General features: G+C 43.4%; 25 protein-coding genes and 1 tRNA gene. 18 read left to right on the top strand and 8 right to left on the bottom strand.

Features of this window, described 5'->3' with window-relative positions; genetic code table 11:
- Positions 1-559 (top strand): hypothetical protein (locus tag WC788_06955; GenBank protein MFA6097336.1); only part of this gene is annotated, 559 nt, incomplete at its 5' end.
- 95 nt (positions 560-654) lie between these two features.
- Here the strand turns inward: WC788_06955 and WC788_06950 are convergent.
- Positions 655-1074: a hypothetical protein gene (locus tag WC788_06950; GenBank protein ID MFA6097335.1), complete on the bottom strand. Its 420-nt coding sequence runs from the start codon at positions 1072-1074 to the stop codon at positions 655-657.
- A gap of 156 nt (positions 1075-1230) precedes the next feature.
- Between WC788_06950 and WC788_06945 the strand changes: the two genes are divergently transcribed.
- Entirely contained in the window at positions 1231-2211 is a 981-nt protein-coding gene (locus WC788_06945; GenBank protein ID MFA6097334.1) for a hypothetical protein, read from the top strand.
- Positions 2212-2370: 159 nt separating this feature from the next.
- Here WC788_06945 and WC788_06940 read toward each other — a convergent pair whose 3' ends face one another.
- A complete protein-coding gene (locus tag WC788_06940; protein ID MFA6097333.1) occupies positions 2371-2778 on the bottom strand; it encodes a hypothetical protein in 408 nt (135 codons plus the stop codon).
- A gap of 653 nt (positions 2779-3431) precedes the next feature.
- Here WC788_06940 and WC788_06935 point away from each other — a divergent pair.
- The 3 genes from WC788_06935 (at position 3432) to WC788_06925 (ending at position 6476) form a co-directional block, all read left to right on the top strand.
- A complete protein-coding gene (locus WC788_06935) occupies positions 3432-3971 on the top strand; it encodes a hypothetical protein (GenBank protein MFA6097332.1) in 540 nt (179 codons plus the stop codon).
- Between the two features lie 26 nt (positions 3972-3997).
- Entirely contained in the window at positions 3998-5206 is a 1209-nt protein-coding gene (locus WC788_06930) for a CYTH domain-containing protein (GenBank protein ID MFA6097331.1), read from the top strand.
- A 163-nt stretch (positions 5207-5369) separates the two neighbouring features.
- Complete coding sequence (locus WC788_06925; protein ID MFA6097330.1) at positions 5370-6476, top strand: hypothetical protein; 1107 nt, start codon at positions 5370-5372, stop codon at positions 6474-6476.
- Positions 6477-6550: 74 nt separating this feature from the next.
- Here WC788_06925 and WC788_06920 read toward each other — a convergent pair whose 3' ends face one another.
- Together WC788_06920 and murJ are read right to left on the bottom strand one after the other, a co-directional pair.
- The gene (locus WC788_06920; protein ID MFA6097329.1) at positions 6551-6784 is read right to left on the bottom strand and encodes a hypothetical protein; all 234 of its coding nucleotides are present in this window, start codon (positions 6782-6784) and stop codon (positions 6551-6553) included.
- 72 nt (positions 6785-6856) lie between these two features.
- Positions 6857-8467 carry a murein biosynthesis integral membrane protein MurJ gene (murJ, locus tag WC788_06915; protein ID MFA6097328.1) on the bottom strand — a complete coding sequence of 537 codons (1611 nt, stop codon included), beginning with the start codon at positions 8465-8467 and terminating at the stop codon, positions 6857-6859.
- A 158-nt stretch (positions 8468-8625) separates the two neighbouring features.
- Here murJ and WC788_06910 point away from each other — a divergent pair, with 158 nt between their 5' ends.
- The 5 genes from WC788_06910 to WC788_06890 all read left to right on the top strand — a co-directional run bounded on the left by WC788_06910 (position 8626) and on the right by WC788_06890 (position 15287).
- A complete protein-coding gene (locus tag WC788_06910; GenBank protein MFA6097327.1) occupies positions 8626-9741 on the top strand; it encodes a hypothetical protein in 1116 nt (371 codons plus the stop codon).
- Entirely contained in the window at positions 9734-10855 is a 1122-nt protein-coding gene (locus tag WC788_06905; protein ID MFA6097326.1) for a DUF362 domain-containing protein, read from the top strand. The genes WC788_06910 and WC788_06905 overlap by 8 nt, the downstream gene beginning before the upstream one ends.
- A 355-nt stretch (positions 10856-11210) precedes the next feature.
- The gene (locus WC788_06900; protein MFA6097325.1) at positions 11211-12293 is read left to right on the top strand and encodes a phosphomethylpyrimidine synthase ThiC; all 1083 of its coding nucleotides are present in this window, start codon (positions 11211-11213) and stop codon (positions 12291-12293) included.
- A 147-nt stretch (positions 12294-12440) separates the two neighbouring features.
- A complete protein-coding gene (locus WC788_06895; protein MFA6097324.1) occupies positions 12441-12836 on the top strand; it encodes a hypothetical protein in 396 nt (131 codons plus the stop codon).
- 75 nt (positions 12837-12911) lie between these two features.
- The gene (locus WC788_06890; GenBank protein MFA6097323.1) at positions 12912-15287 is read left to right on the top strand and encodes a hypothetical protein; all 2376 of its coding nucleotides are present in this window, start codon (positions 12912-12914) and stop codon (positions 15285-15287) included.
- A 157-nt stretch (positions 15288-15444) separates the two neighbouring features.
- Here the strand turns inward: WC788_06890 and WC788_06885 are convergent, their stop codons facing one another.
- From WC788_06885 to WC788_06875, 3 genes are all read right to left on the bottom strand, one after another.
- On the bottom strand, positions 15445-15813 hold the full coding sequence (locus WC788_06885) for a hypothetical protein (GenBank protein MFA6097322.1): 369 nt from the start codon (positions 15811-15813) through the stop codon (positions 15445-15447).
- A gap of 189 nt (positions 15814-16002) precedes the next feature.
- Positions 16003-16674, bottom strand: a complete 672-nt coding sequence (locus WC788_06880) for an ABC transporter ATP-binding protein (protein MFA6097321.1) — start codon at positions 16672-16674, stop codon at positions 16003-16005.
- A gap of 89 nt (positions 16675-16763) precedes the next feature.
- Complete coding sequence (locus WC788_06875; protein ID MFA6097320.1) at positions 16764-17996, bottom strand: FtsX-like permease family protein; 1233 nt, start codon at positions 17994-17996, stop codon at positions 16764-16766.
- A 132-nt stretch (positions 17997-18128) separates the two neighbouring features.
- Here WC788_06875 and WC788_06870 point away from each other — a divergent pair, with 132 nt between their 5' ends.
- A complete protein-coding gene (locus WC788_06870; GenBank protein ID MFA6097319.1) occupies positions 18129-18527 on the top strand; it encodes a hypothetical protein in 399 nt (132 codons plus the stop codon).
- Between the two features lie 275 nt (positions 18528-18802).
- On the opposite strand, the gene WC788_06865 is transcribed toward WC788_06870, so the two are convergent.
- On the bottom strand, positions 18803-19627 hold the full coding sequence (locus WC788_06865; protein MFA6097318.1) for a PHP domain-containing protein: 825 nt from the start codon (positions 19625-19627) through the stop codon (positions 18803-18805).
- Between the two features lie 155 nt (positions 19628-19782).
- On the opposite strand from WC788_06865, the gene WC788_06860 reads away from it, so the two are divergent.
- The 7 genes from WC788_06860 to WC788_06830 all read left to right on the top strand — a co-directional run bounded on the left by WC788_06860 (position 19783) and on the right by WC788_06830 (position 23425).
- Positions 19783-19856, top strand: a tRNA-Pro gene (locus WC788_06860).
- A gap of 48 nt (positions 19857-19904) precedes the next feature.
- On the top strand, positions 19905-20069 hold the full coding sequence (locus WC788_06855; protein ID MFA6097317.1) for a hypothetical protein: 165 nt from the start codon (positions 19905-19907) through the stop codon (positions 20067-20069).
- A 213-nt stretch (positions 20070-20282) separates the two neighbouring features.
- The gene (locus WC788_06850; GenBank protein ID MFA6097316.1) at positions 20283-20417 is read left to right on the top strand and encodes a hypothetical protein; all 135 of its coding nucleotides are present in this window, start codon (positions 20283-20285) and stop codon (positions 20415-20417) included.
- Positions 20418-20551: 134 nt separating this feature from the next.
- Positions 20552-20938, top strand: a complete 387-nt coding sequence (locus WC788_06845) for a BlaI/MecI/CopY family transcriptional regulator (protein ID MFA6097315.1) — start codon at positions 20552-20554, stop codon at positions 20936-20938.
- A 1-nt stretch (position 20939) separates the two neighbouring features.
- Positions 20940-21986 carry a M56 family metallopeptidase gene (locus WC788_06840; protein MFA6097314.1) on the top strand — a complete coding sequence of 349 codons (1047 nt, stop codon included), beginning with the start codon at positions 20940-20942 and terminating at the stop codon, positions 21984-21986.
- A gap of 193 nt (positions 21987-22179) precedes the next feature.
- Positions 22180-22992 carry a hypothetical protein gene (locus WC788_06835; GenBank protein MFA6097313.1) on the top strand — a complete coding sequence of 271 codons (813 nt, stop codon included), beginning with the start codon at positions 22180-22182 and terminating at the stop codon, positions 22990-22992.
- Between the two features lie 49 nt (positions 22993-23041).
- Positions 23042-23425, top strand: coding sequence for a hypothetical protein (locus WC788_06830; GenBank protein MFA6097312.1), 384 nt, complete (start codon positions 23042-23044; stop codon positions 23423-23425).
- Positions 23426-23445: the final 20 nt, after the last annotated feature.

Raw genomic sequence — 23445 nt, 5'->3', positions numbered from 1 at the left:
TTCGGAGTTGTTTAACATGGCAAGAAGATATGATAAAAACTATTTAGAATTGGATAACCCGAGATGGAACATAATTAGAATGCTATATTGTTTGGGAATCTTTGCAGCTTCCATTTATGGTCTGAGCTATCTTGTACAGCCCGTTGAATTCAATGTATGGTCACAGTCCGGACCGGTAGAGGTCGATAGTTATATCAGACCCACAGTGTCAGTCGAAAGAATTAATATCGACACGGGACTGAAATATGTGGCTCCAGAAAGCTTCCGCACAGATGGAAATTCGATCAGAATTTACGCAATGGAAAATGGAGAAGTTGTGCTTTCGAGCAAGAGCCAAAATATTTTTACGGTTAAACATAATGTCATGTTCGAACCATTGCGGGCAAGTGCCATTTCGGAAAAAAGCGGATCGGTCTATATCATATATCATGAGCTAGATGTGAAAATGTTCTCGCTGATGGTGTTCCTTTGGGCGCTCTTCTCAATGGCAGGATATCTGCTATTGGGTAACATTTTCGGTCCCGGGGACATTCCCAGGCCAGGAAGCGTTGTTACATAACAAAAGCATACAACAGTGAAGAAAACTTTCTTTCTGTTTTTTTATATTCCAGATTGTGCCTAAAAAGAAAAAAACATATACGGGATCGCATATGCTTATGTTGTATTGACTGGTGCAGTTGTATCTTTCGGATGTCCGAATGCAATGGATAAAGCTGCGGTAGCCGCCGTAACGAATAGGGAAATTGAAGATACGTACATGATCCATATTAGATCCGGCGGTGTTTCCGATAGCGAATATATCGCCAAGGGCATTATTCCGATACTGGAACCAAAACATACCAGCGCAAAGAATGTGTGTCTGGATTGGCTGTATCTGTTCCTGTTCAGGATCATATGCCAGGTATAGAAAGATACCAAAAGTCCGAACGAAGAGCCAGCTATCAGATATGCGATGCGCACGTCATAGGAATATTTATGAAATATTGCTGCAAGAATTGTCGTCAGTATGACGATCGAATAGAATCCAACGACAAATCCTATGGCTATTTCATTTTGATTTTTTTTATCGTTCATTGTATAAGAACCTCCAATATGCAACATGACTGTTTTTGTTGCAACCGCTTAGTCTAGCAAAAAAAAGCAGTTTTGTCAATATCCGATCAGCGATGACGGCGCAAAGCTTGCGCGAGTGCGGATGTGGGTTTGACTTCAGGGCATTTTTGATTTAGGATGAGAAAAATATTCCAAGGAGGGATCAATATTAAGAAAAATACAAAAGATGAGTTCTTCGAGAAGTCTCTGAACAGTCTGGCAGGAGTTGCGGAAAAAATTACGGAAAGCATAACCCTGCAGGTCTATGCGGCGAAGATCAAAGGCAATAATGGCAGGATCGCAGAGATCGTCCGGAGTGCGATCTCGTCAAAGCGGGATGAAAGAGAAGATGTCGGTGACTATAAGATCAAGGGACTGGTCGGATCGCTTTCATTGATCGGAGAATTTGAACTGGCACGGGAAGCGGCCGCAGTGATCCTGGACAAGAACAAGGCAGCCGAGGCGATGCTTTCTATCGCCAAGGAAAGCAGAGATCTTGAGGATCTGAGAAACATTGAAAGATTCATAAGAGATGAAGTGCCCGAGGGATTCGATCGCAATGGCTATATCGAAAAACTGATATGTATCCTTGCTCAAGAGCGGATATATATTTGGGCGGAAGTTCTGGCAAAGAACTCCGAGTATGACACTTCAAATCTTGGCCGGATCGCAAAAGCGGCAATGAAAAATGGCGATCTGGAAACGGCTGTTGAGTATGCTTTAGCCGGCCAGGATTCGGATACGCTGCTTGAGATCCTGGTTGATGTCATCGGCAAAGATCTGGATAAGGCGCGGGAAATCGCTGAAAAAATGCAATCCCTTTGGTGGGGAAATTTTTACAGAGCATGGGCATACGTCGGAATATATTACGCAAGCCGGGAAGCGCGCGACATAGAAAAGGCCGCGTCAGTCATATTGGATGCAATAAGAAACAATGAACCGAAAAGCGAGCTGGACCGCTATTCAGAGGTGGCGATCGTGATCGCCGCTAACAGCAATGATCCCAAGATCATTGAAGAGCTTTCAAAGCTTTTGGATCCGCTGAACTGGAGGAGCGAAGAGGTTCTGGAAAAATCCATTGAAGCACTGCTTTTGAAAAGAAAAAAGAATCACAAGTAAAAGACAGGAATACCTGCCTTTTTTATTTGAACCAGGTTTCACTGCAGGAAGGTTCCGGCATAAAAAAATAAGGCCTGTTCGGAATTATTCTATCCTCTCAGGCCCTTTTTTATTCTTTTAATTGCGTATTTGGTTTTTGTTTGTTTGCCGTGTTTTCGCTTATGTCCAGTCGAGCACATTTTCCATTCCTCCGCTAGCGACCGCTATCAGTTCAACGGGGTATTGTGCTTTTCGGGCATCAGCGCCTCTATTGTCGGTTTCAATGCCGTTATAGACCTTGATCCAATCCTGTTCGAGTTCGAACATCGCTTCGAACGTTTCAGCTTGCAGGTCCAGGTTATTCAGATCCATCGCAAGTTTTCTTACTTCAGTGATCAGATCCATGGCATACTCAAGTTCTTGTTTCATGATCTTTTCAGTGGTTTTCTCCGGGAGTATGTAGTTATTTTTATCATCATATCCCTCCAGATCCATCAGGAGAACGCCCTTGAAGTCGTTATTCATCAGTACTTTTATGATAAGATCGGTTTTGTTATCGATCATTTTCTCAGTTTCAGTTTCACCCATATTTGTCACCTCATTTTGATTTTGTATTTGAATGTTTCTCTATACGCAATTAAAAAGAACAATAGTCCGCTTTGTTTATGCGGACTATTGTTTATCGGAAATCGTATTTATGAGGTCATTTCAGATAAAAAACAGTACGCATAAAATCAACATAGGCAGATTTACCTGTCATATGTCTTGATAGCCACACGATGATTTTATTCGTACTATTTTGCATCTTATCCGTTAAATGTTTAAAAAAACCAGCCCTTTCTTTGGCTGTTTCTTCCTGTCTAAATGATATTGCAGTTTATCAATTTAAATCAAGAACAGCCAAAAACCCGCCTTTTGTTGAGGCGATCACCCAATGCATATATTTTCTGTCTAGACTTAACATTTCTGGTTGTTTATTGATAACAAGAACATTATACACTATATTAAAGGATTGTCAACTTTGTAGCTTCAGTAAATTATATTAGTACAGTTCTTGCCAGGCAGAAGAAGTGGTTAGGTCCTTGCTATATATTCAATAATATGCTATAGTGTAGGGTCCGCTTTTATGTTCATTAATACAGGGTTTTGGCTTAGTATCACAAGAATAAACATACCAATCTCCTGTAATCAAGTGAAGATAATATCCGTGACGGTAGAAACAAATATTAGAGAGGGAAAATATGACAAACAAAAGCACATTGAAAATTGAAGAAGAAAGAAAATTTTTGGTGAAGCCGAGACTTCTTCCGCCAAATTTCATCGAGAACACTCATTTCCAGATTGTGCAATATTATTTCACAAAGCCTGGCGATTCAGTTGAAATAAGGATTCGCTCGCAAGTGAGTAAAACTGATGCGAAGTATTTCCTCACGATGAAGAAAAAGACCGAAGATGGAGATATATCCAAGAGGTTTGAAAATGAGATCGAAATTCCGAATGAAATGTTCTATAGGATGCTTTATGGGGCTGATTATGAAAGAATCTCCAAAGAAAGATTCCTGGTAGAGCTGGAAGTCGGAGTTGTCGTCGAAGTCGATGTGTATGATTACGATCCGAAAGCTTCCCTATTGAGCAAGAACATCGTTGCCGAAATTGAAAGAAAGAACGGGGATCAAATCATCGACCTGAAGCTTCCGCTGTGGATCGGGGAAGAAGTGACGGGAAGGCCGGAATATAGCAATGCAGTAATTGCAGTAAACGGTTTTCCGAAGAAAAAATAGAAATGGAAAGAAAAGGAGAGGATAATATGAATAGAACGAAAGATATACCAGAATATAACCTTAGACAAGGGATACTGGAAATAAGAAGATGCATTGAAAAATTCTTCGAAGACAATCCCGATAAACGGATGGTAATACTTGTAGGTGCGGGATCTTCGACGGGAAAGACGAAAGTCGTGACCAAAAGAATCGAGGAAGCATATCCGGAGAGAGTTATAAAGTTCAGTCAGGATGACTTGTATAAGGGAAATGCCTTTATGGAATCCGAAAGAGCCAAGGGAAATATCTTGAATTGGGATCAGCCGGAAGCTGTAGACATTAAGTTAAGTGAAGAGCTGACCGAAGCGCTGGCAAGAGGAATGCCGGTACCCAAATACCAATACAGATTTGACGGTAATCCGCCAGCCATTGTCGGAGAAATGAAACCCGCTGATATTATTATCGTGGAAGGATTATATGGTCTTCTCCAAAATAAAGGCGATCTCAAGATATTTGTTCATGCAGAGACTTTCGACAGAATGATTCGAAGAATGCTCAGGGATCTTGATAGGACGGAAATGGATTCATCTCAGATCGTCGGCTATTTTGCGAGCGTAGTGGAGCCGATGCACATTAAATACATTGAACCGACTAAGGCGAACGCAGATATTATAATAAACAATGCCTACGATCCCGAGATTGAAGCACCAGGTACCGGGTTATCCGAGAATCAGCTTAAGTTCCGAATCATCGGTGAGAAAGGAAAGGTCCTGAATATTCTTACAAAAAAGCGGATGGAAAGAAAATCTGTCGCGACGCAGGAAGACCACTATTTCAATATAAGAGGAAGGGACTTGAGCAGAACAGACGAGATATTGAGAATCAGGACTGAAAGCAATGTCTGCAAGATATTCACTTATAAAGGTCCTGAGATAAAGGAGAAAGGAAGAATTCTCCGAAGAAAGTTCAAGCATGAATTCGAAATTACGCCAGAAGCGGAAAAAAGCTTGCTGACTTTGCTCGAAGGCCCAGTGGTTGCAATTAGCAAAGAAAGAAGAATGTACAGATGGGAAGGATTGTTGTTCGCCGTGGATTTTGATGTCATATTGTCAAAAAATGGCGAAACCAGGGGACTCGGCAATTTCATTGAAGTCATGCCGGAAGACGAGGGAGAATGGGAAACAATAGAGCGATTCCTTTCGGAACTCGGTCTCTGTGTAGAGGATGGTAAAAAAACACCTTATTCAGAAATGTAAACAATTTAAATGGAGCAACACATTCCAAACAAAGGAACTGAGCTCCTTTTTTTTATTGCTAAATTTAATAATATTTTATATAATGCGGGTATAAATTGATTTTAAGGTTTGTTTCAATATTCGCGCTTTCTTTCAGCATAAATTCAGTGTTTATCTTAGCAATATGAAAGAGATCAATAAATATATTAACGCCAGAGAAGCGAATATAACCAATTTGCCGATCCAGGAAAGGATCGATTGGCTGATCGATCTTTCCAAGAGGCACTCCGAGATATATTGTACGCCGGAGGCGTATTTGGCGAGAAAAAGATACACATTCAAGCATCCGACGATGGTGATCGTTCTCAAGTGCATGGACGGGCGCATTCACATCCCATTTGCCACCAAGACTCCTCTTGGCATAATCAAGCCGTTCAGGAATTTCGGAGGGATGTTTGATCTCGGCTGGCCCTATCTTGGCGAGGTTCTGTATAACACAGTAAATCAGGCGATCGAATCATCACAGCGCGTTTTGCTTCTGATCACTTATCATTATTCCAAAAGCGAGAAGAAGCGAGGATGCGCCGGATTTGATCATGACACGGAAAAGGCAAAGGAATATGTTGCCGGAATAAAAAAACAGATCGAGTATATTTTCGGACACGATCATCAGACCGTATATCCCATTATCTGCGGTTTTGAGACAGATGAAGATGCGATGATACTTCACGGGGAGAATAAGGAAATATTGAATTTGGCCGAAAGCAAAGAATTGTCCAGGGAATACTGGGTGAATAAACTGAGGGCGGTATATCCGGATATGCCGGAGCGCGTGTTGCTGGACCTGGTTCCGCTGGTCGAGGGGAACATCGAACACATAACCGAGGTCAGAGCCCTACATCGGAATTTGGATCTTGATACGGTTCACAGAGAATGGATCATATGCATCGGACGGGGATTCGACTTCTTGCACATTCCGAATATGGCGCTGATCATCGGTCCATATAGTCCGGATCTTAGCGGGCCGATCGCGAGCGCGGTCAGCATAATCAAATCCAATATGGACAAGGGGATGATCCCGAAAGACGGATTTTTACTTCTTGTTTCCGCGCCTTATGACGAGATCGGGGTGGACAAAGCAAGGGCTGAATTGAAGTCTGATTTTTTGAGTCATTATGCATCGGAGGTCATTGTCAAAGTGCATCCGGATATGCGGAAGCTTATGATCAAGAAGACTGCTGTGCTGAACTGGCATACGAGAAATCTGGAGATCACGGACATTAAAGTATAATTTTATTAAAAATTATCGGTGCAATAATACGTCAGATAGATCGTGGCGTTTTTTTAATAAAAAAATACCATCGGTTAAGCCAATGGTTCTTGGTCGCAAGAGAGAAGTGCCATAAGGATGTCATTCCCTTCGGGTTTTATTTTATTTCCCCTCAACGCTTTCGATCCTGCTCCGGCGAGCTCAATCAGTGCATCTGCCGGATTTATATTATTCTTCATGGCATTCGATATATCCGAATGGCACATCAGTTCCGGCGAGATTTCCGTCTCATGTTCCCTGCCGTCGTCCGTTACAACTGTAATTTTCACTGTTTTTTCCTCCTTGTATAGATTCAGTATTCCGTAATAACAGATGTTATCAGAAAAAAACGAAGCTGTCAATCACTCTTCCGTGACTATTTCGGATGTTGTGATCTTCGCACCAAGCAGCTTTCTTTTCAGTGAGTCTTTCAGGATCATAAATTCTTCTATCTCAAGCTTCCAGCAAAAAATGCAATAGGTTGCCGCGCCAAGGGTTCCGGCGAACAGCCCTTGTATCAATATTCCGATCCCGGTATGGGTGTCGAGAAGCGGTTCTATGGCATAAAGGGAAAAGTGCGATATGAGGCCTGCAATAACAGAAGCGAGGGATATCTTTATGAGAGGGATCAATATTCTGCCATGGCAGATAAATCCGGTCTTTTTGTTTATGAAATAATAAAGCATTATGGCGTTGAAGGCGGAAGATATGGAAAAAGATGCGATCAGTCCAAGGGCGCCATATTTGTTGGAGAGCGCCACAGAAAGGATTATATTCACAATGACTGACATGAAGGAAATGTAGAACGGAGTTTTTGCGTCATGAAGCGCCCAAAATGCTCTTGAGAACAGCGGGATGACGCTTTGCGCAAAAAGACTGAATGAGAATATCGCAAGCGAATCCACGAGAAGCGCCGTTTCTTCCCATCCGACTTTTCCCGTTCCAAGTATGGTTCGCACGATCTGCGCTCGGAGCGCCACAAAAAATATGCTGATCGGGATCACGAAAAAGAGGATCTGTTTGGTCGTTACCGTAAGGCTTCTGGCGAATTCATTTCTGTCTTTTTCTCCGCTGAGTGCGGACAGGGTCGGAAAGGCGGCAATCGCAAAAGAGATCGCAAACAGGCTCAGAGGAAAACTCTGGAGGTTGTTCGCAATATTGAAAGCCGTCAGGCTTCCGGCGGGAAGCGTCGTCGCAATGATCGTTATGATAACGAGATTCAGTTGTGAGGTCACAAGCGTAAGCGTTCTGGGGATCATCATTTTTATTATCGTGCGCACTCCTCTGTCTTGGATATCCAGGATCGCTTCATAGGAATAGCCGAGCTTGTACACCATGGGGAGCTGGATGAAAAAATGCATGGCGGAACCCAGGACAACTCCCCAGGCCAAGCCGCTAAGTCCCCACCATCTGGAAAAATAAAGAGCGCCGATGATAATGCCGACATTGTACATGATGGGCGAAAGAGAATAGATGAAAAACCTTTTGTGTGATTGCAATATTCCTCCGATTATCCCGCTGAGAAGCAGGAATATCGGCGAAAGGAACATGATCTTTGTGAGATTCGTCGCAAGAAGCTTATTCTCATCTGTGAATCCGGGTGTGATAAAGTCGGTCAGATTGGACGCGAAAATTATTCCAAAGACGCAAAAAAACAGGATAAAAACGAAAAGAAGATTCAGTACCGCATTGGCGGTTCTGATCGCTTCCTTTTCTTTGTTATCATGAATGAGTCTGGAGAAAACCGGAATGAAACCTGCAGAGAGAGCTCCGAGAACTATTATGTTGAATATGAAATCGGGGATCCTGAATGCGGCATAATATACGTCCAATTCATTCCCAAGCCCGAATGAACCGAGAAGAGTCCTGTCGCGATAGAGTCCCAGCACTTTGCTGGCAAGGGACGAGATCGCAAGAATAAGCGCAGCCGATGTGATCGAGCTCGCTTTTCCGTTTATCAGTCTTTTTATCATTGAATTCGGTTAGTATTATCTATAACATCTTAACATTTTATGCCATATTTACAAGTGGAAATAAATGAGCTTGATCAGCGGACTTTATCGTTTGACACAAGGACTTCCATGTGTTAGTTTGCAGGCAAAATCGATCTTTGAAAAAAGGAGGAAGGATCATGTATAAAACATCAAAGATATCGGATATAACCCGATTCGGAAAAGGAAAAGAGACATTGGTTGTAGATATGGGCGGTTCGGCTGTAAAAGCAGGATTGTTCCAGGACGGAAAGATGATCGAAAAAGGTTTGTGGAGGCATGATTATAAAAATAGCTGCTTTGCGGCGGCAAGATCAGATCTGCTCTCGAAACTCAAAGAGATATGCAGCGGCAGGGCGGATCTCGTCGGTTTGGGAATTGCCGGATTGCTTTCGTGTGACGGCACGCTTTTCAGATCAACGGTGCTGACCTCGTTTACCGGATCCAATATAGGACAATTCGTTGCAAAAAAATTCGGGGCTGAGAGTTATACCCAGGATAATGATGCTGATTGCGGCGCGATTGGCGAGCATTATTACATAGGCACGGAATTGTTTTATGTGGTGATCGGATCGGGGATCGGAAGCGCTTGCGTTGACAGCGGCGGGAAACTTCTTTATCCGGTCAGGATAGACAGGAACATTCCGTTCGTCGAAGAAATGAACCATCCCATAAGCGATATAGGTCTGAGATCTGCAATAAGCAGGCAAGAAATAGCAGACACGTTCGTGAAAATGGGAATAATGGATCATGGTCTGAGCATGGACGCGGAAAGCATTCAACTGGGTTCTCTGGGTTCGGCGGTCGGAGTCGGAAATATCCTGCAAATGCTCTGGAAAGGAAAGTTCTTCGGCGAGGATTGCAAAAAGTATTACATGAAATATCTTGAAGAAAATGACGGTATGCTCCAAGATCTATTCAGTGAAAGATATGCTGCAAGGACCATGGCGAAACTTGCGAAAAACGGAGAGCCGAGGTCCATGCTTGCCTATAGACTGATGGGAAGATTCCTGGGAAAAGCGATCTCAAGAGCGGAAAAAATATTATATGAGGATCACGGAAGATATTTTCAAGTTCGGCTGGCCGGGAATATTCTGGATTCCAGGGAATTATTCTGGCCGGATATGGCAAGCGAGATCGAAGAAAATGGCGTTCAGGCAGAGTGCGTCCTCTCCGAAGCATATTCAAGAGGAGTGAATCCGAACATGTTGGGCGCGTATTTGCGGGTTAATCGGGAGGCGAAATTTTATGGATGAAAAGATCGTTGCAGTGCTCAAGCAGCACAGCTATTCCGTGCCCCGGATCAGGGGAAAAATAGAAGAATTATTTGATCTTGTCGGGATCAACGAGGGATTGAAAGATCGGAAGATACTGATCAAGCCGAATTGCACCGGAAGTTTTTCTCCCAAGGAAGGCAGAACGACGCATCCGGCGGTTATGGAGGCATTGATCCTGCATCTCCTGAGCCTGAATTCCGAGATAGCGATAGGCGAATCTTCAACGGTTGGAACAGATACTTTTTCCGCCTATGAGAAGACGGGGATTTTCAAAGTCGCGCAAAAGCTGAACGTCAGAATAGTCGATTTCAAGAAGAGCAACTATATCGAATTGGAAAACGGATCCGGAATAGTCCAAAAAAAGATATCATTTCCTGAGGAGGCGCTGAGCGCTGACTGTCTGATAAGCCTGGCCAAGCTCAAAACGAATTATGTGACGACAATATCCTGCGCGATGAAGAACCTTAAGGGGCTTCTGAAAGACGGCGATAAAAAAAATTCGCACCACGTCGGCTTGTCCGAATCGGTTGCGGACATATGTAATGCGCTAAAGCGAAAGATCAAAGTTATAGCCCTTGTCGATGGGATCTTGGGAAGCGAACTGTACGAGCCGAAGAAGCGCGGCCTTCTGATCGCATCAAATGATCTCGCGGCGTGCGATATCGTCTGTGCAAGAGCTATGGGGATCGATCCCGGTGATATTAAATTTTTGAATTTGGCAAAAGATCCGAAAGCGGGAAACATAAATGTGCTTGGAGACGGATTGGGTGATCCCGCGGTCTTCAGTACATGCGATCCGGGACTGGACCATATGGCGGAGAAATTCAAAATAAAGATAATTGACGGCAATCCCTGCACGAGCTGTACCGGAAGTCTGTATCACATCCTGAATAAGCTGGCGAAAACAGGGGCGGAATATCCGGATGATCTGGAAATAGTCGCCGGTTGTTGCAAAAATAGAAGGATCGCCAAAAACGCGATATTGTTCGGGAAATGTGCTGCTGAAGCGGATGGAATTTTCAAGGTTAAGGGCTGTCCGCCTGTAACTTCGGATTTTATGAAAGTATTGAAACGGCGATTCGGCAAAAAATAACTGACGTGCCGAGGCATTGGAATCGGCAACGGATCGCGCAAGAATCCAGGATACCTGTCTGAATCAGGCCCGATGAATAATAACAGCGAAAACATTCGCTGCTTTTTTATTCGACATGATCTGCCAATTATACGGTCCGTTTTTATTTCCGGGTAACAGAACCGGTTCAATGGCGGGACAAGGGGCGGATCTGCCGGGGGCGGGTTCATTGACTAGAAATCACTGTTAAGCTAGAATCACATGTAAGATAAAAGTGTTCTTAGAATATTCGCATCAAACCTCTTTGTTATAGTGAAAACAGTCCGATCTTCCAATTATTATCGGGCTGATAAACTATTGCAAAAGAGGTGCAAAAATGTTACGGATCAAAATCGGTAATTTGCTCAGCACGGCAAATGTTGATGTTGGCGAAGGCCTGTCTACGAAAATAAACCTGATCGTAGGCGCAAATAATGAAAAAGGAGCCGAGCTGGAAAGAAAAAAAATCGATGCGGCGGCGAGGCTCGGAGTTCATACTATAATCGATCTCAGCACTGCAAGGATAGATCCTCCGTTATGGGTCTATGGCAGGAGAAAATATCCGAAAATAGCTTTCGGGAAGGTGGCACCAATATTGGTTGCCGTTGAAAATGACGGAGACGTCGCTCCCGAAAAGCTGCTGGAAGAGATCGAATGGTCTGTGAAGGCCGGCGTGGACTATATGACAATGAATCTGGTTCCGATGAAATTGAGAGATTTCGAGATCGCTCATGAAAGGAATTTCGTCACGACCAGCAGGCAGGGAGGCGTTCTCCTGCAATATATGATGAAGCATGACGCATGCAATCCTCACGGACCGATCCTGGAAGACATATTTTCCCTGTTCAGGGAATATAATGTTACGTTGCACATCGGTGCCACTTTCCGGCCCACGTCTGTTCTGGAGGCTTATGACAAGGCCCACATCTGGGAGCTGAAGGAACAGATCAAGGTGTTTAAAAGGGCGGAGGCGGCAGGCGTTCAGGCGATCATCGAGCCGATGAGCCATCAGCCGCTGAAAGACATAGGTCCCGGGATCGACAGCATCAGAAAGAAGTACGGAAGTTATATACCCTTCCAAATGCTTGGCCCTATTGTCACGGAATATAATCTCGACTGTGACCAGTATGCGGCGGCAAGCGGAGCGGCGATTGCAGCGATGCATAACGTCGGGAAAATAACCACGATACCGCCGAGAGAACATAAGGGTTTTCCGACCCTCCGGGATACCATCGAAGGCATTAAGGCAACGGTCACAAGCGTTCATGCCGGAGATATGTGCAGGCTCCCCGAACTTATGGAGGTCGATCGGCAGATAGCCGACAAAAGAAAGGCGGCAAAAAGCTGCAACCCTGATTCCGAGGTCAGCGGATGCGATAAATGTTCAAAGCTTTGCCCGCTATTGATCAAAAAAATATAATAAAACCCCCAGCTTTTGCTCCGATCGGCGGCAAAGGCTATTTTTATGGCTATATGTTCCGCATGCGCATATTTACAAATGCAGGTAAATGGCATATACTCTTTAAACAGTATTTTCAAACATGAAAATATGTCGAGATGATAAAAAATGGCGGATTTTGAGAAAGAAGTGGAAGAAATAAACAGTATTTTGCAAAAAGGCGACGAAATGTCGTTTGCCGCAGCCGAGATCAGGGCGGAAAGATTGAAAGCGGAAGTTCAACGGTCTGAATGCCTTGAAAGGGAGGCAAGGATCGCGACGGTCGAGGTTATCCTCGGCACTGCGCAGGCATTTCTCGGGAAATTCGACAGCGCACTCAAAAATCTTGAAAGCGCGCTCAAAAAGCATGTGAGTTTCGAGGCATTGAGCCTGGGTTATTGGAATATGGCATATAAGATGCTGATCAAATGCCGAAACAGAGCGAATATGCTTCCCGAAGCCCGAGGCATGATGATGTCTTTTGGCGAATTCAGGGATGTCGTCAGATCCGAGTTCGGAGAATAGCGTAAAACAGCGAAACAACCGCTGTTATTTTTTTAATCTGTTTTTTTTGGTATAATCAGGGTATAAGAATAATCTATGATAATGGAAAAAATCAATTTTGCAGAGGATGAGAAATATGACAAAGAGGAAGCGATCGCGCAGAGAATAGAAATGGATTTCAAGCCCGACAGAGAGTGGGATGAGCAGGAAAAGGCGGCCATTGAGATCATTGAGAAGATCCAGGAAGCGGGTTTCGAGGCATATTTTGCGGGAGGAGCGGTGCGCGATTATATAAAAGGAAAGAAACCGAATGATGTGGATATTTGCACTTCGGCAAGCTCGAACGATGTCAGAAAAATATTTGAAAAAGGATTCGGTTCAACCGTTTATTTCAAAAGCGAAAAAGCGCAGGAAAACAAAATAATAAACATCAAGACCGGCGGATTTGACTTTGAGGTTGCGTCATTCAGGAAAGACGTGTTCCTGGCCGATGATATTTCCGGGAAGATAAAGGCGATAGAGTCCAGCGGATACAGCAAGCGTCTGATCGAATATGACAATGATTACCAAGAATTTTTAAACGGGGAGAAGGACGGGATAAAATATGAACTGCTGAACGAAGGATCGCTGAAGGGCATCCTGAAAGACGATATGTCGGTCCTGCCGACCGATAAAGCCGGGGTATATCGCATTGAGGACGGCGATCAGAAATACGACATATTGTTTTTCAAGGTCATATCGGATCAGAAAGATGCTGGGGAAAACACAGATGCGGATGATGCCGGAAATGAAAGCGGAGCGGAGATTGCAAAAAAACAAAAGCAAGTGGCTGGACGGCATCCGGACCTGACTGTCACAAAAGGAGTAACGCTTGAAGAGGACGCGCGGCGGAGGGATTTCACGATGAACGGACTCTTTTTTGATCCCAAGTCCGGAAAAATAATCGATTGCGTCGGCGGTTATGATGACGTGATAAACAAAAAGATAAAGTTCATCGGAGATCCTGTGGAAAGAATAAGGGAAGACAAGATCAGGATATTGAGGTTTTTCAGATTTAAAGGTGTGATGGGATTGGATGCCGATGAGGAGTCGATCGAGGCAATTAGAAATTGGTTTTCGAGCGAAGACAGGAAAAAGGAGTTCATGGATATGTTCTATCTCAATCAGAGGATAAAACCCGAGTTTGAAAAAATACTCAAGAGCCGCGCCAGGACTGAGATCTTGGACGACATGATGAACGAGGGAGTTCTGGAACTGATCATGCCGGAGATCGCGAAAATGAAAGGCGTCCGGCAGCCCGCGGAGCATCATGAAGAGGGAGATGTCTGGGAGCATACAAAGAAATGCCTTGAAGAGCTGATCAGTCTTGAGGATTACAGGAACAAATATCCCGGATACGATCCGAAAAAGATCGAGCAGGAATACCTTGATCTTCCGGGAAGCGGCCGGGAAGCCCTTCTCTCGTTTGAAGAATATGTTAACGTATGCAGAAGCAGGAATATAAAAGCGGACGAGAATAAATATTCCGAGATCCTGGAAAAATGGCGCGGGAAAATGCCGTCCAAGGAAGAGTATGTCAGTGAATTCTCGAAGAAAGATGCCAAGGATATCGAGAGGGAATACCTGGAACTTGCATGGTCAGTTCTTCTGCATGATTCCGGGAAGGTTGCATCTCAAACTGTCTCGATGGAAGCGGGTTCCGACGAGATCAATTTCAACAAACACGAAAAGGCATCAGTTGAAATATCAAAGTTCTTCATGTATATCGAGAAAGAGGCGAAGTGGCACAGGGGGCAAGGGTTGAATATGAAGGGAGAGCGGCTGAAGGGATTGAACTATGAAACGGAATTTGCCGGTAATGTCGTCTGGCTCGTTGCAAATCACATGCATCATCTGGATTTTTCAAGGATGAGCAGAACCAAACAGGAGAAGCTCATGGAAGACCAAAATTTCGACAAACTTCTGGAACTGTGGAAAGCGGATGTCATGGGATCAAGGCCGGTGAAAACCGAAAAATATGACGATGTGGTGAGGACCTATGAAGAATATAAAAAGGCTAATAAAGAAAAAGTCGGAACAGCCAAAAAAGAAAATATAATCAAGCCTGATGAGGTCATCGAAATATTGCAGGGAGAAAAGCTGGAGATGCGAGGAGGACTGGTGAGGTTCGGGAAATATAATTTTTCGCGCGCGATACCCATTCTGATCGATTATCTCAACAATCTTTTTCCGGGAAAAGAAATGTCAGACAAGGATTTGGCGAAAGAAAAGCTGAGAAGCATGATCAGGGAAGAAAAGATATTCGATAAAATCGCGGGGCTTATAGAAGAAGATGAGGAAGTAAGGAAGATCAGGGAAGGCATAGAAAACGTATCGGGAAGAAAGCAAAACCTGCAGATCAAAAAAATGAATGCCATGATGGATAAAAGGGTGAATGAAATATTCGATTCATTTTTTTCCAGCGGTTTGTGAAAAAGAAAGGCGAAGACATCACTTTTTAATTTCTATTCTTTTTGCCACTTTTTCAATGACAATGACGATATTTTCTTTATCGGAATTCTGGCATCTGCAAAATAATTGTAAAAATTTGGTATAAAAAAAGAGAAAGATGATTTCTCTGGCTGTTTTTTTACAAAGGAGTTTCGTAAAATGTTTTTTTGTTTATCTCCGTTATCAATCTTCTTGTCTCGGCATAGAAACTATTCGGCAGGTTGCATTTCACATGTTCGTTCGATCCGGCAACATGTGTCTTCAGAGCATTGATTTTCGAAACCATTTCCGCAAGGTGCGTATCATCATCCGGCACTCCGGCTTTTTGCCATATCTTCAGCCAGTCCTCAATGTCGCTTATCGCTTTATGGCAGTAGTAATGTTTCTTTCTGCCTGAATCAGTGAGTATCCAATATAGACCAACAATTGCGGTCACTGCCAGTAATATGAACTGAAGATCTCGGCTGATATGTCGGAAGATCCAATCCGAGACGAGGAATATGGTCATTAGAGAAAGTCCCAGGATCAATGCCCGGATCAATACGACAGTGCTCTTCGGCCAGTACTCGTACTCGTAATTATTGTTTTTGCTTACTGCAATTTTGTGGAACGTTTGTATCCCTCCGAAATCAGTTTAATATCCGAGGTGCCAGTTGTCAACATTTTAGCTCAATAATAAAAAATAGAGTGTTTGGCCCTATTTTTCTTCTTTTTCAATGAGTCCGTCTTTCAGCCATATTACGCGGTCGACATATTTTCTGTCCTCATTCTCATGAGTCACCATGACTATGGTCTGGCCGAATTCTTTGTTGAGACTTTTCAGCAGATCCAGGACGATCTCCGAAGACTCGCTGTCCAGGTTTGCGCAAGGTTCGTCGGCAAAAAGTATTTTGGGATTATTGACTATCGCCCGCGCAATGGCGACCCTTTGCTGTTCTCCTCCCGACAGCTCGTGTGGAAGATGGTTCAGGCGGTCCTTCAGTCCCACTTTTTCAAGAACGCCGGAAGCCGTTTTCAGATATTCCTTCTTTTTTATTCCGCACATCATCAGGGGGAGATAGACAGTTTCGAGAGCCGTGAGTTCCGGAAGCAGCGCGTATTCCTGAAAAACGTAACCAAGCTTGTTTAGTCTGAAAGACGTCTTCTCTTTTTCCGAGAATGAGCGAACACTATTTTTATTGATAATGACGTCTCCCGATGTGGGCACGTCAAGAAGCCCCAGCTGGTGAAGCAGTGTGGATTTCCCGGACCCGCTCCTCCCCATGATTGCGACGAATTCACCTTCGCCGATCTCAAAGCTGACCCCCTTGAGGGCTTGGGTGGGAACATCTCCGGCATAGGTTTTTGTGAGATCTTTGACTGAGATCATTTTGCAAATTAAAAAATAAAAAATGAAAATGAAAAAATCAACTCATAATTTACCATAATTTTTATTTTTGATATTTACATTTTTAATTTTTACTGTGCTCCCCAGATCGCTTTCACTATATCCTCTCTTGTGGCTTGCCATGAGGGAATGAAGCCCGCGACTATGGCGGCCGCAATTAGGCTCAAGCTGTTGATCGCAAGATCATTGAAAGTGGCAACGAGACCTACAGGTCCCATGGGGAAATCAAGAGGATTCTTTTCGAAATACGGGATTAAAAAGAAATATGTCAAAAATAATCCCATGCCTACTCCCAATATTGCGTAAAACATCGCCTGGATCACATATGATCTTATTATGATCTTTTCTTCTATCCCGATCGCCCTCAGAATGCCGATCTGCTTTCTCTTGTTGATGACGCTGATAAAAATTACAATAAAAATAGTGATCCCTGCAACGACCAATCCTATGATCGAGATTATGATCCTGATCACGCCAAGACTGTCAGACAGGCTGTCGACCATTCCCATATAATCCTTCCATGGCTTTATTTCTTCTTTGGTCAATCCCAAATCTCTGAATTGCCGGATATATTTTTCCTCGTTGCCGGTGTCTCTTGTTTTTACGATGATCTCCGTCGCTCTATCGTTCAGGTTCAGGATGGATTCCATTTCCTTTCTGGTAATGAATGCCATCAGATCGGAATCTATGTTTTTTGCATCGAATACGCCCTTGATCTCATATTCCCGCTTGATCCCGTTTTTGAATGACAGTTCGATCTTGTCTCCGACCTTGACTCCCAGCGCCTGATTTTCCATTGATGCTCCGAATCCTCCCGCGATTTCCTTTCCCAGAATGATCTTGTTGCGGTCATTTTCGTCCAGATAAGATCCGGACACTATGCCTTTGTATATGATCGTAGTCTTTTTTTCGTCTGCGGGATCGATGGATTTTACGGCAAAACTTCCGGTGTTTATATTTTCACCATCCTTATTTTCATCGAAAGAGAAAACGGCTCCGGTTGCGTAATGAGCCGAGCTTCCGATAACCCCCGGAACGGAGTTGACCTTTGTCAGGACCGCTCTTACCTGTTTGATATATGTTTCGTCTTTTTCCGGTTCGATCACGATATTCGCAACCTGATTGTTTATGGCCTGCCTGTTCATCGTGTCTATGATCCCCATCAGGATGGAAGAGATGAAAACAAGATTTATGTATGCAAGCGCCATTATCAGGATCGTCAGCGCGATCGTGCTTTTGTTTCCCTTGGTGATCGATTTCTTCGCAAGGAAGAATGAGATCTTGAGATTGTTCAGGCCCATCATGTTATTTTACGTTATATTCTCATTTTATTATACAAATCGCATTTGTTCAAGATGTCCGGAGGCAAATGACGGAAATGATTTGACTAAACGCAAACTTTACTTTAGTATATCGGCAGTATGGAGGTATGATATATGGTAGAAGTCAGCGAATCGATAGGAAAACCCGAAATCGTCAATCTGTTGATCGATGTGCTCAAAAAAATAGCGGATCAGTTCCAGAAAGATTATTCCAATGAGCTTATTGTGGCGCATATGGTCCGTTCCGGCATGAGATATGATCCGCGCATAATCAGAGTGAAGACGAAGACAAGGAAATGGATGGGGGTATTTCCTCTCAAAACAGAAGAAAGAACGAATCTGATTTTGATCGATACGGGCGAAATTGAAGGATCAAGAAGAATTACGGTTTATGTCGATGATATCTTCGTATTCCCGATCGCAAAGGAGGAAATTACAAAGTTTGCCAGTTCGAATATCGAAGTGAATATAAAAGTGATCGACTATATAAAAAATTTTTCATCAAGTCCATAAAGACAGCGAACAAGCGGTCTTTTTTTATTTGATCGCAATTTGGATGGAAATAAGTCTGACATGTATAAAAGGCGGAACTTTTCAAAGAGATCGCAACCGGATTTTTCAGCATGCTGATCGAATTTGCAAAATGAGAACGCAAACCTGGAAGAACAGGATCGAAAACAAATATTTGGATAAATAAACAGCACATATGATCTCTTGCAAAACAATGCAGGAGATTTTTTTATGATCGCAAAAAAAGAAGGATATCGGCCGATAGAGTATATCGCCGCTTACCTTCTTATAAGATCAATTAATTTTTGTTCATCGAACTTGAGACCGAAAGTATTATAACCTCCCAGTTTTCTTTCATTCGATCCGTGATAGTCGGAGCCCGCACTCATGGCCAATTTGTTTTTTTGCGCGAGCTTAAAAAGAAGCCGAGTCTGTTCATTGTCATGTTTTGACGAGAAGACTTCGATCCCGTCAAGTCCAAATTCTTTAAACTCGGAGATCTTATCAATGATCATTGCAAGATCTTTCCTGAAAGTGAATCCGGGATGGGCCCAGATGGCGATCCCTCCGGCATCATGGATCAGATTTATGGCTTCTTCAACGGACATTCTTTCTATCTTCACATAGTAGGGGCTATTTTTATAGAGCCATTTTTTTGCAAAGTCCTTGAATACCCCGCCATTATTTTCCGTTGCGGAAAAGATCTCGTATTCCGTGATGACACCTCTTTCCTTTTTTAGAATGGACCGGTCGACAATAAAATTATTTTCTTCAAGAACTACGATCTGCGCCGAAGCTCTTTCTGCATGGATCAGTTCCTGATGAAGACAATGATTTTTGAGAATATTACTGTTCTCGTTCAAGCCCAGTCCTAAAACGTGGATGCGATCCCTGCAACTGGCTTCCATTCCTGAAAATAATTCAGTGTCTGATCCTGACAGTGATTTTCTTATAATTCCCACTCCAGCTATAGTGTTGTGGTCGCAAAGGCTTACATTGGCCAGATCTGCTTCAATGTAAAGGCGCGCCAGTTCTTTCAAAGTATTTTCACCGTCCGAGCATTTCGAATGCGTGTGAAAGTCCGATCTGTGTTTTTTTGTCAAATTAACAATCCTCCTTAATGTATATATATATGAATGAGCGAACGCTCAACTGCGTCATTATAAACTCTTAACGGAGGGTGTCAAGCATTGCCATTTTGAAAAATACATAGTATAGTTTTCTAAGACATTATAAAGTGATAATAAGCGCAGATCTGCGGGGTATGGTATACCGGTAGTACGCATCCTTCGGGAGGATGTAGACTGGGTTCGATTCCCAGTACCCCGACCACAATAACTCAAAACTTATAACTTATAACTTGATAACAAAGGAGATGGATTGGAAGAATTAGGAATCGAACGGGAAGGGGGTCGGGCCTGCCGGCAGGCATTGAAACCGCGAGGCGCCAAGGCGCAGGACGCCAGAGGCGGAACTTCTAAGGAGCGAAGACTCCAGCTTATAGAAGGACTAGCAGTGAAATCCTTAGTTACCCTAATCGTATGACATTCAACTGACCACGAAATGCGGAAAATAAGAAGTGATAAAGGCCGTTTTTATTTTATAATTGTGCATAAGCGCGGACTTGTGCCTTTTTTCGTATCTAGTATGATTGTATCATAGAGTAATGGCGAATTGAGGTGAAAAAATAGTTTCATTTTTGTTAATTATTTTTGCAAAATGCAATTCAGTAATTCAAAACAAAGGAGGTGAATAAGTATGATGGATTATAATTATATGATGGGTTATGGCGGAAGCAGTATGATGTTCTTTGCTTGGACTATTTATTTGCTGGTAATAGCTTTTCTGATACTGGCCATTGCTGCTCTCTGGAAATATATAAACAAAAAGTAGCTACGTTGATGGGAATAAACCGGATTGATTCGGGCATATGCGCCAGGGTAACTTTTTTTGGTGTGTATAAATGTAAACTTGCGTTTTTTTAATGGATGCGGTACTATCTAGTGTAGTATGAATTAATTACAGATATGGCAAAGAACAACATAAAGATATTAAGCGATCTGGAATCGGAGATAATGGAGATCGTGTGGAAAGCGGGAAACGCGTCTGTGAGAGATGTTCTTTTGGAAATGCAAAAAAAAAGGAAGATCGCATACACTACAGTGATGACCGTGATGTCGAGGCTCTATGACAAAGGAGTTTTAGAAAGAAAGCTCAACGCGAGCGGAGCGTTTGTTTATGAATCAATGAAGGAGAAAGAAGCTTTTATCCAGGAAAAGTCACAAAAAATAATCAAGGGCTTTCTCAGGGAATATGGCGATGTGGCTGTCGCGCAATTTTTTGATATCATTGAGAGTTCGGATTCCAGGAAGTCGAAGGAGTGGAAGAGCAAGCTTAAAAAACTTATCGAATAGTATGGCTCCGATATATGCCAGAAAAACCAACTACGCATTCGGACAGCTTATGCTTGCAGTATTTTTGGTAGTGGGCGCGATCATGTTCTTATCATTCAGGATATACAACGAGGCGGATCTGTATCTCGGAGTTCTCTATCATCATTTGCGCACTGCGTGCCAGTGTACGGATGTCGTCCAGTTTTTGAATATGCACCCGGTCATATTTGCGGAAGTGGGAATTTTTGCATTCGCGATATTCTCGTTCATGCTATTTTCGGTCCATAGGTTCCTGAAATTATATTTTGCAACCAAAAAGTATTCAAAATATTATTCTTCCTCCTGCGCCGCAAGGAAGCATTCATGGAAACTGAGCTGTGCCGTCCGGGAACTGGGTATCGCAAAAGAAAGAGTCATAGAGTGCAGTAGTGAAGATGCGGTCGTTTTCTGCTATGGGTTCCTGAAGCCGAAAATTTGCATATCGAGTTCTCTTGTTAAACTGCTGGACAGATCCGAACTGAAAGCCGTTCTTCTGCATGAAAAACAGCATATGGAGAGCCATGAGCCTATGAAATTGTTCATTGCCATATACTTCCAGAATATACTGTTCATCCTTCCGGGGATCGGAAAACTTGTCAGGAAGTATCTGACTTTTTCCGAGCTTTCCGCCGATGAGCAGGCTTGCGTCAAGCCGTATGGCAAGCCGAAGCTGGCAAGCGCGATCTACAAGATCACTGAACAGGAAGAGAGCAGGCTGGCATCGGACATATCAAGTTCCGCCATTATTGAAAGGATCAACCGTCTTTCCGATAATGCGTATGTTCCGGATTTCAGGCATATTGGAAAAAGCCTGATCGCCTGTTCGATCGTTTTTGTCTTCGTATCAATGGCAGTGCTATCCGCTCTCACGAACAGTACGAAGGCATATGACATGCATAGCGGGGGACTTTGCACTCTGGAAAACAATAAGAAAATAGATTTTTTCGATGCGCTTACGAACGAGCAAAAAACATGCGATATGCAGCATGCTGTCAGCCATGAAATAAACGAGACTTGCGAAGCTCAGTGAAGCGTTAGGATGGAGCCAGTGATCTCAGTAATAAAAATTTAGAATCTTTTATCTTAAAAAATCGCCGAAATGAGTCACGGCGCTTTTTTGTTTATATGGAGAAATTATTTTACGGAACTTTTCAACAGCGTAAATTTGACAGGCAATTAATAACCTACTACACTGTATAGTAGTTAATCAATATCAAACAAAAATGAACACAAATAAAGGTGTATCAGATCCGACTTTCAAAGAGAAAGAGAACGAATCGCGAGGAATGTCCGTCGTCAACATTGGTCTGCTCCTTGCGCTGATAATAACAATGGGCGCGAATCAAGTGTTTCTGAATTCAACAAATGCGAAGCTTGGGATAAAAGATGTTGCGGGAGACATTTTCGGAAATATTACCGGTAAAAACGGCAAGCAATTTGCGGTGTCTGCGAACGCCAGCAAAGAATTGACCGGGGATATTGGAAAGGACGCGATCAGCCTTGTGATCTCAAGCGGAGTGCCGGAGGTCTATGGAAAAGAACTCGGAGTGTCTTTCGATCAGGTCCAGCAGTCGATGAATGTCATGCGCCAGTTCGATCCTTATGATCTCAAGCCGGGAGGAAAAAGGATAATTCCGGAAGGAGAGAATCTGAAACGGTATAGCGCGATCGGAACGAAAATATCATGCGAATATTGCTGCGGGGCGAAGGCGATAATTTTTGCGAACGGAAAGACCGCTTGCGGGTGCGCGCACGCCATGGCCATGAGAGGCTTGGCGGCATATCTTCTCCAGAATCACGGCGGAGAATACACCGATGACCAGATCCTGAAGGAATTGGCCAAGTGGAAAGGCATGTATTTTCCGAAACAGATGATAAAGAAAGTGGCGGGCCAGCTCCAAAGCGGGAGTTATACCCCCGATGTCTCAGCGATCCTTCTCGGAGCGAAGCTTCCCGATTACGGAAAAGGAGACAAACAGGTGCCGCTTCCCTCGGAAATAGAGAATCTTCCCGGCATGGTCGGAGGGTGTTCATAATAGAGAACGTCAGCTTATGTTTATATATAATTATTATTTATAAAAAAATATGGAAAACAAAAAAATTTCAAAAAAAGCGGGAGCTTCAGTGCACTGCGAATTGTGCGGAATGAGGCATGAAAACATAAATGAATTGAACAAGCATATGTTGACTCACAAACAGCCGGCCGTTGAGACCAAAGAAGAGAGCGGGCCGGTCGAGGAAGCGATAATCAGGAGCATTGAGAAGAGCAAAACGAAAGGCAGACTCCAGTGGGGAAGCATGACAGTGACGTTCATTCTGATCATTCTGACCTCTGTTTCGATATTGCAGGCCTTGGAGTCGTATAATGTCATGAAGAAAATTGAAGGCGGTAATTTCGGATCAGGCAGTTCCTCAGCTGCTGTCCCTTCAAGCATCGACAGTCTTCCGAACATGGTCGGAGGCTGCTAAGAAAAATAAAGTCTTTATAA

It is taken from the genome of Candidatus Paceibacterota bacterium (assembly GCA_041661265.1).
Classification (GTDB): Bacteria; Patescibacteriota; Minisyncoccia; order JAHIHE01; family JAGLIN01; genus JBAZUT01.
The sequence above is the reverse complement of the archived record's forward strand: the minus strand, read 5'-3'. Positions and strand labels throughout refer to the sequence as shown.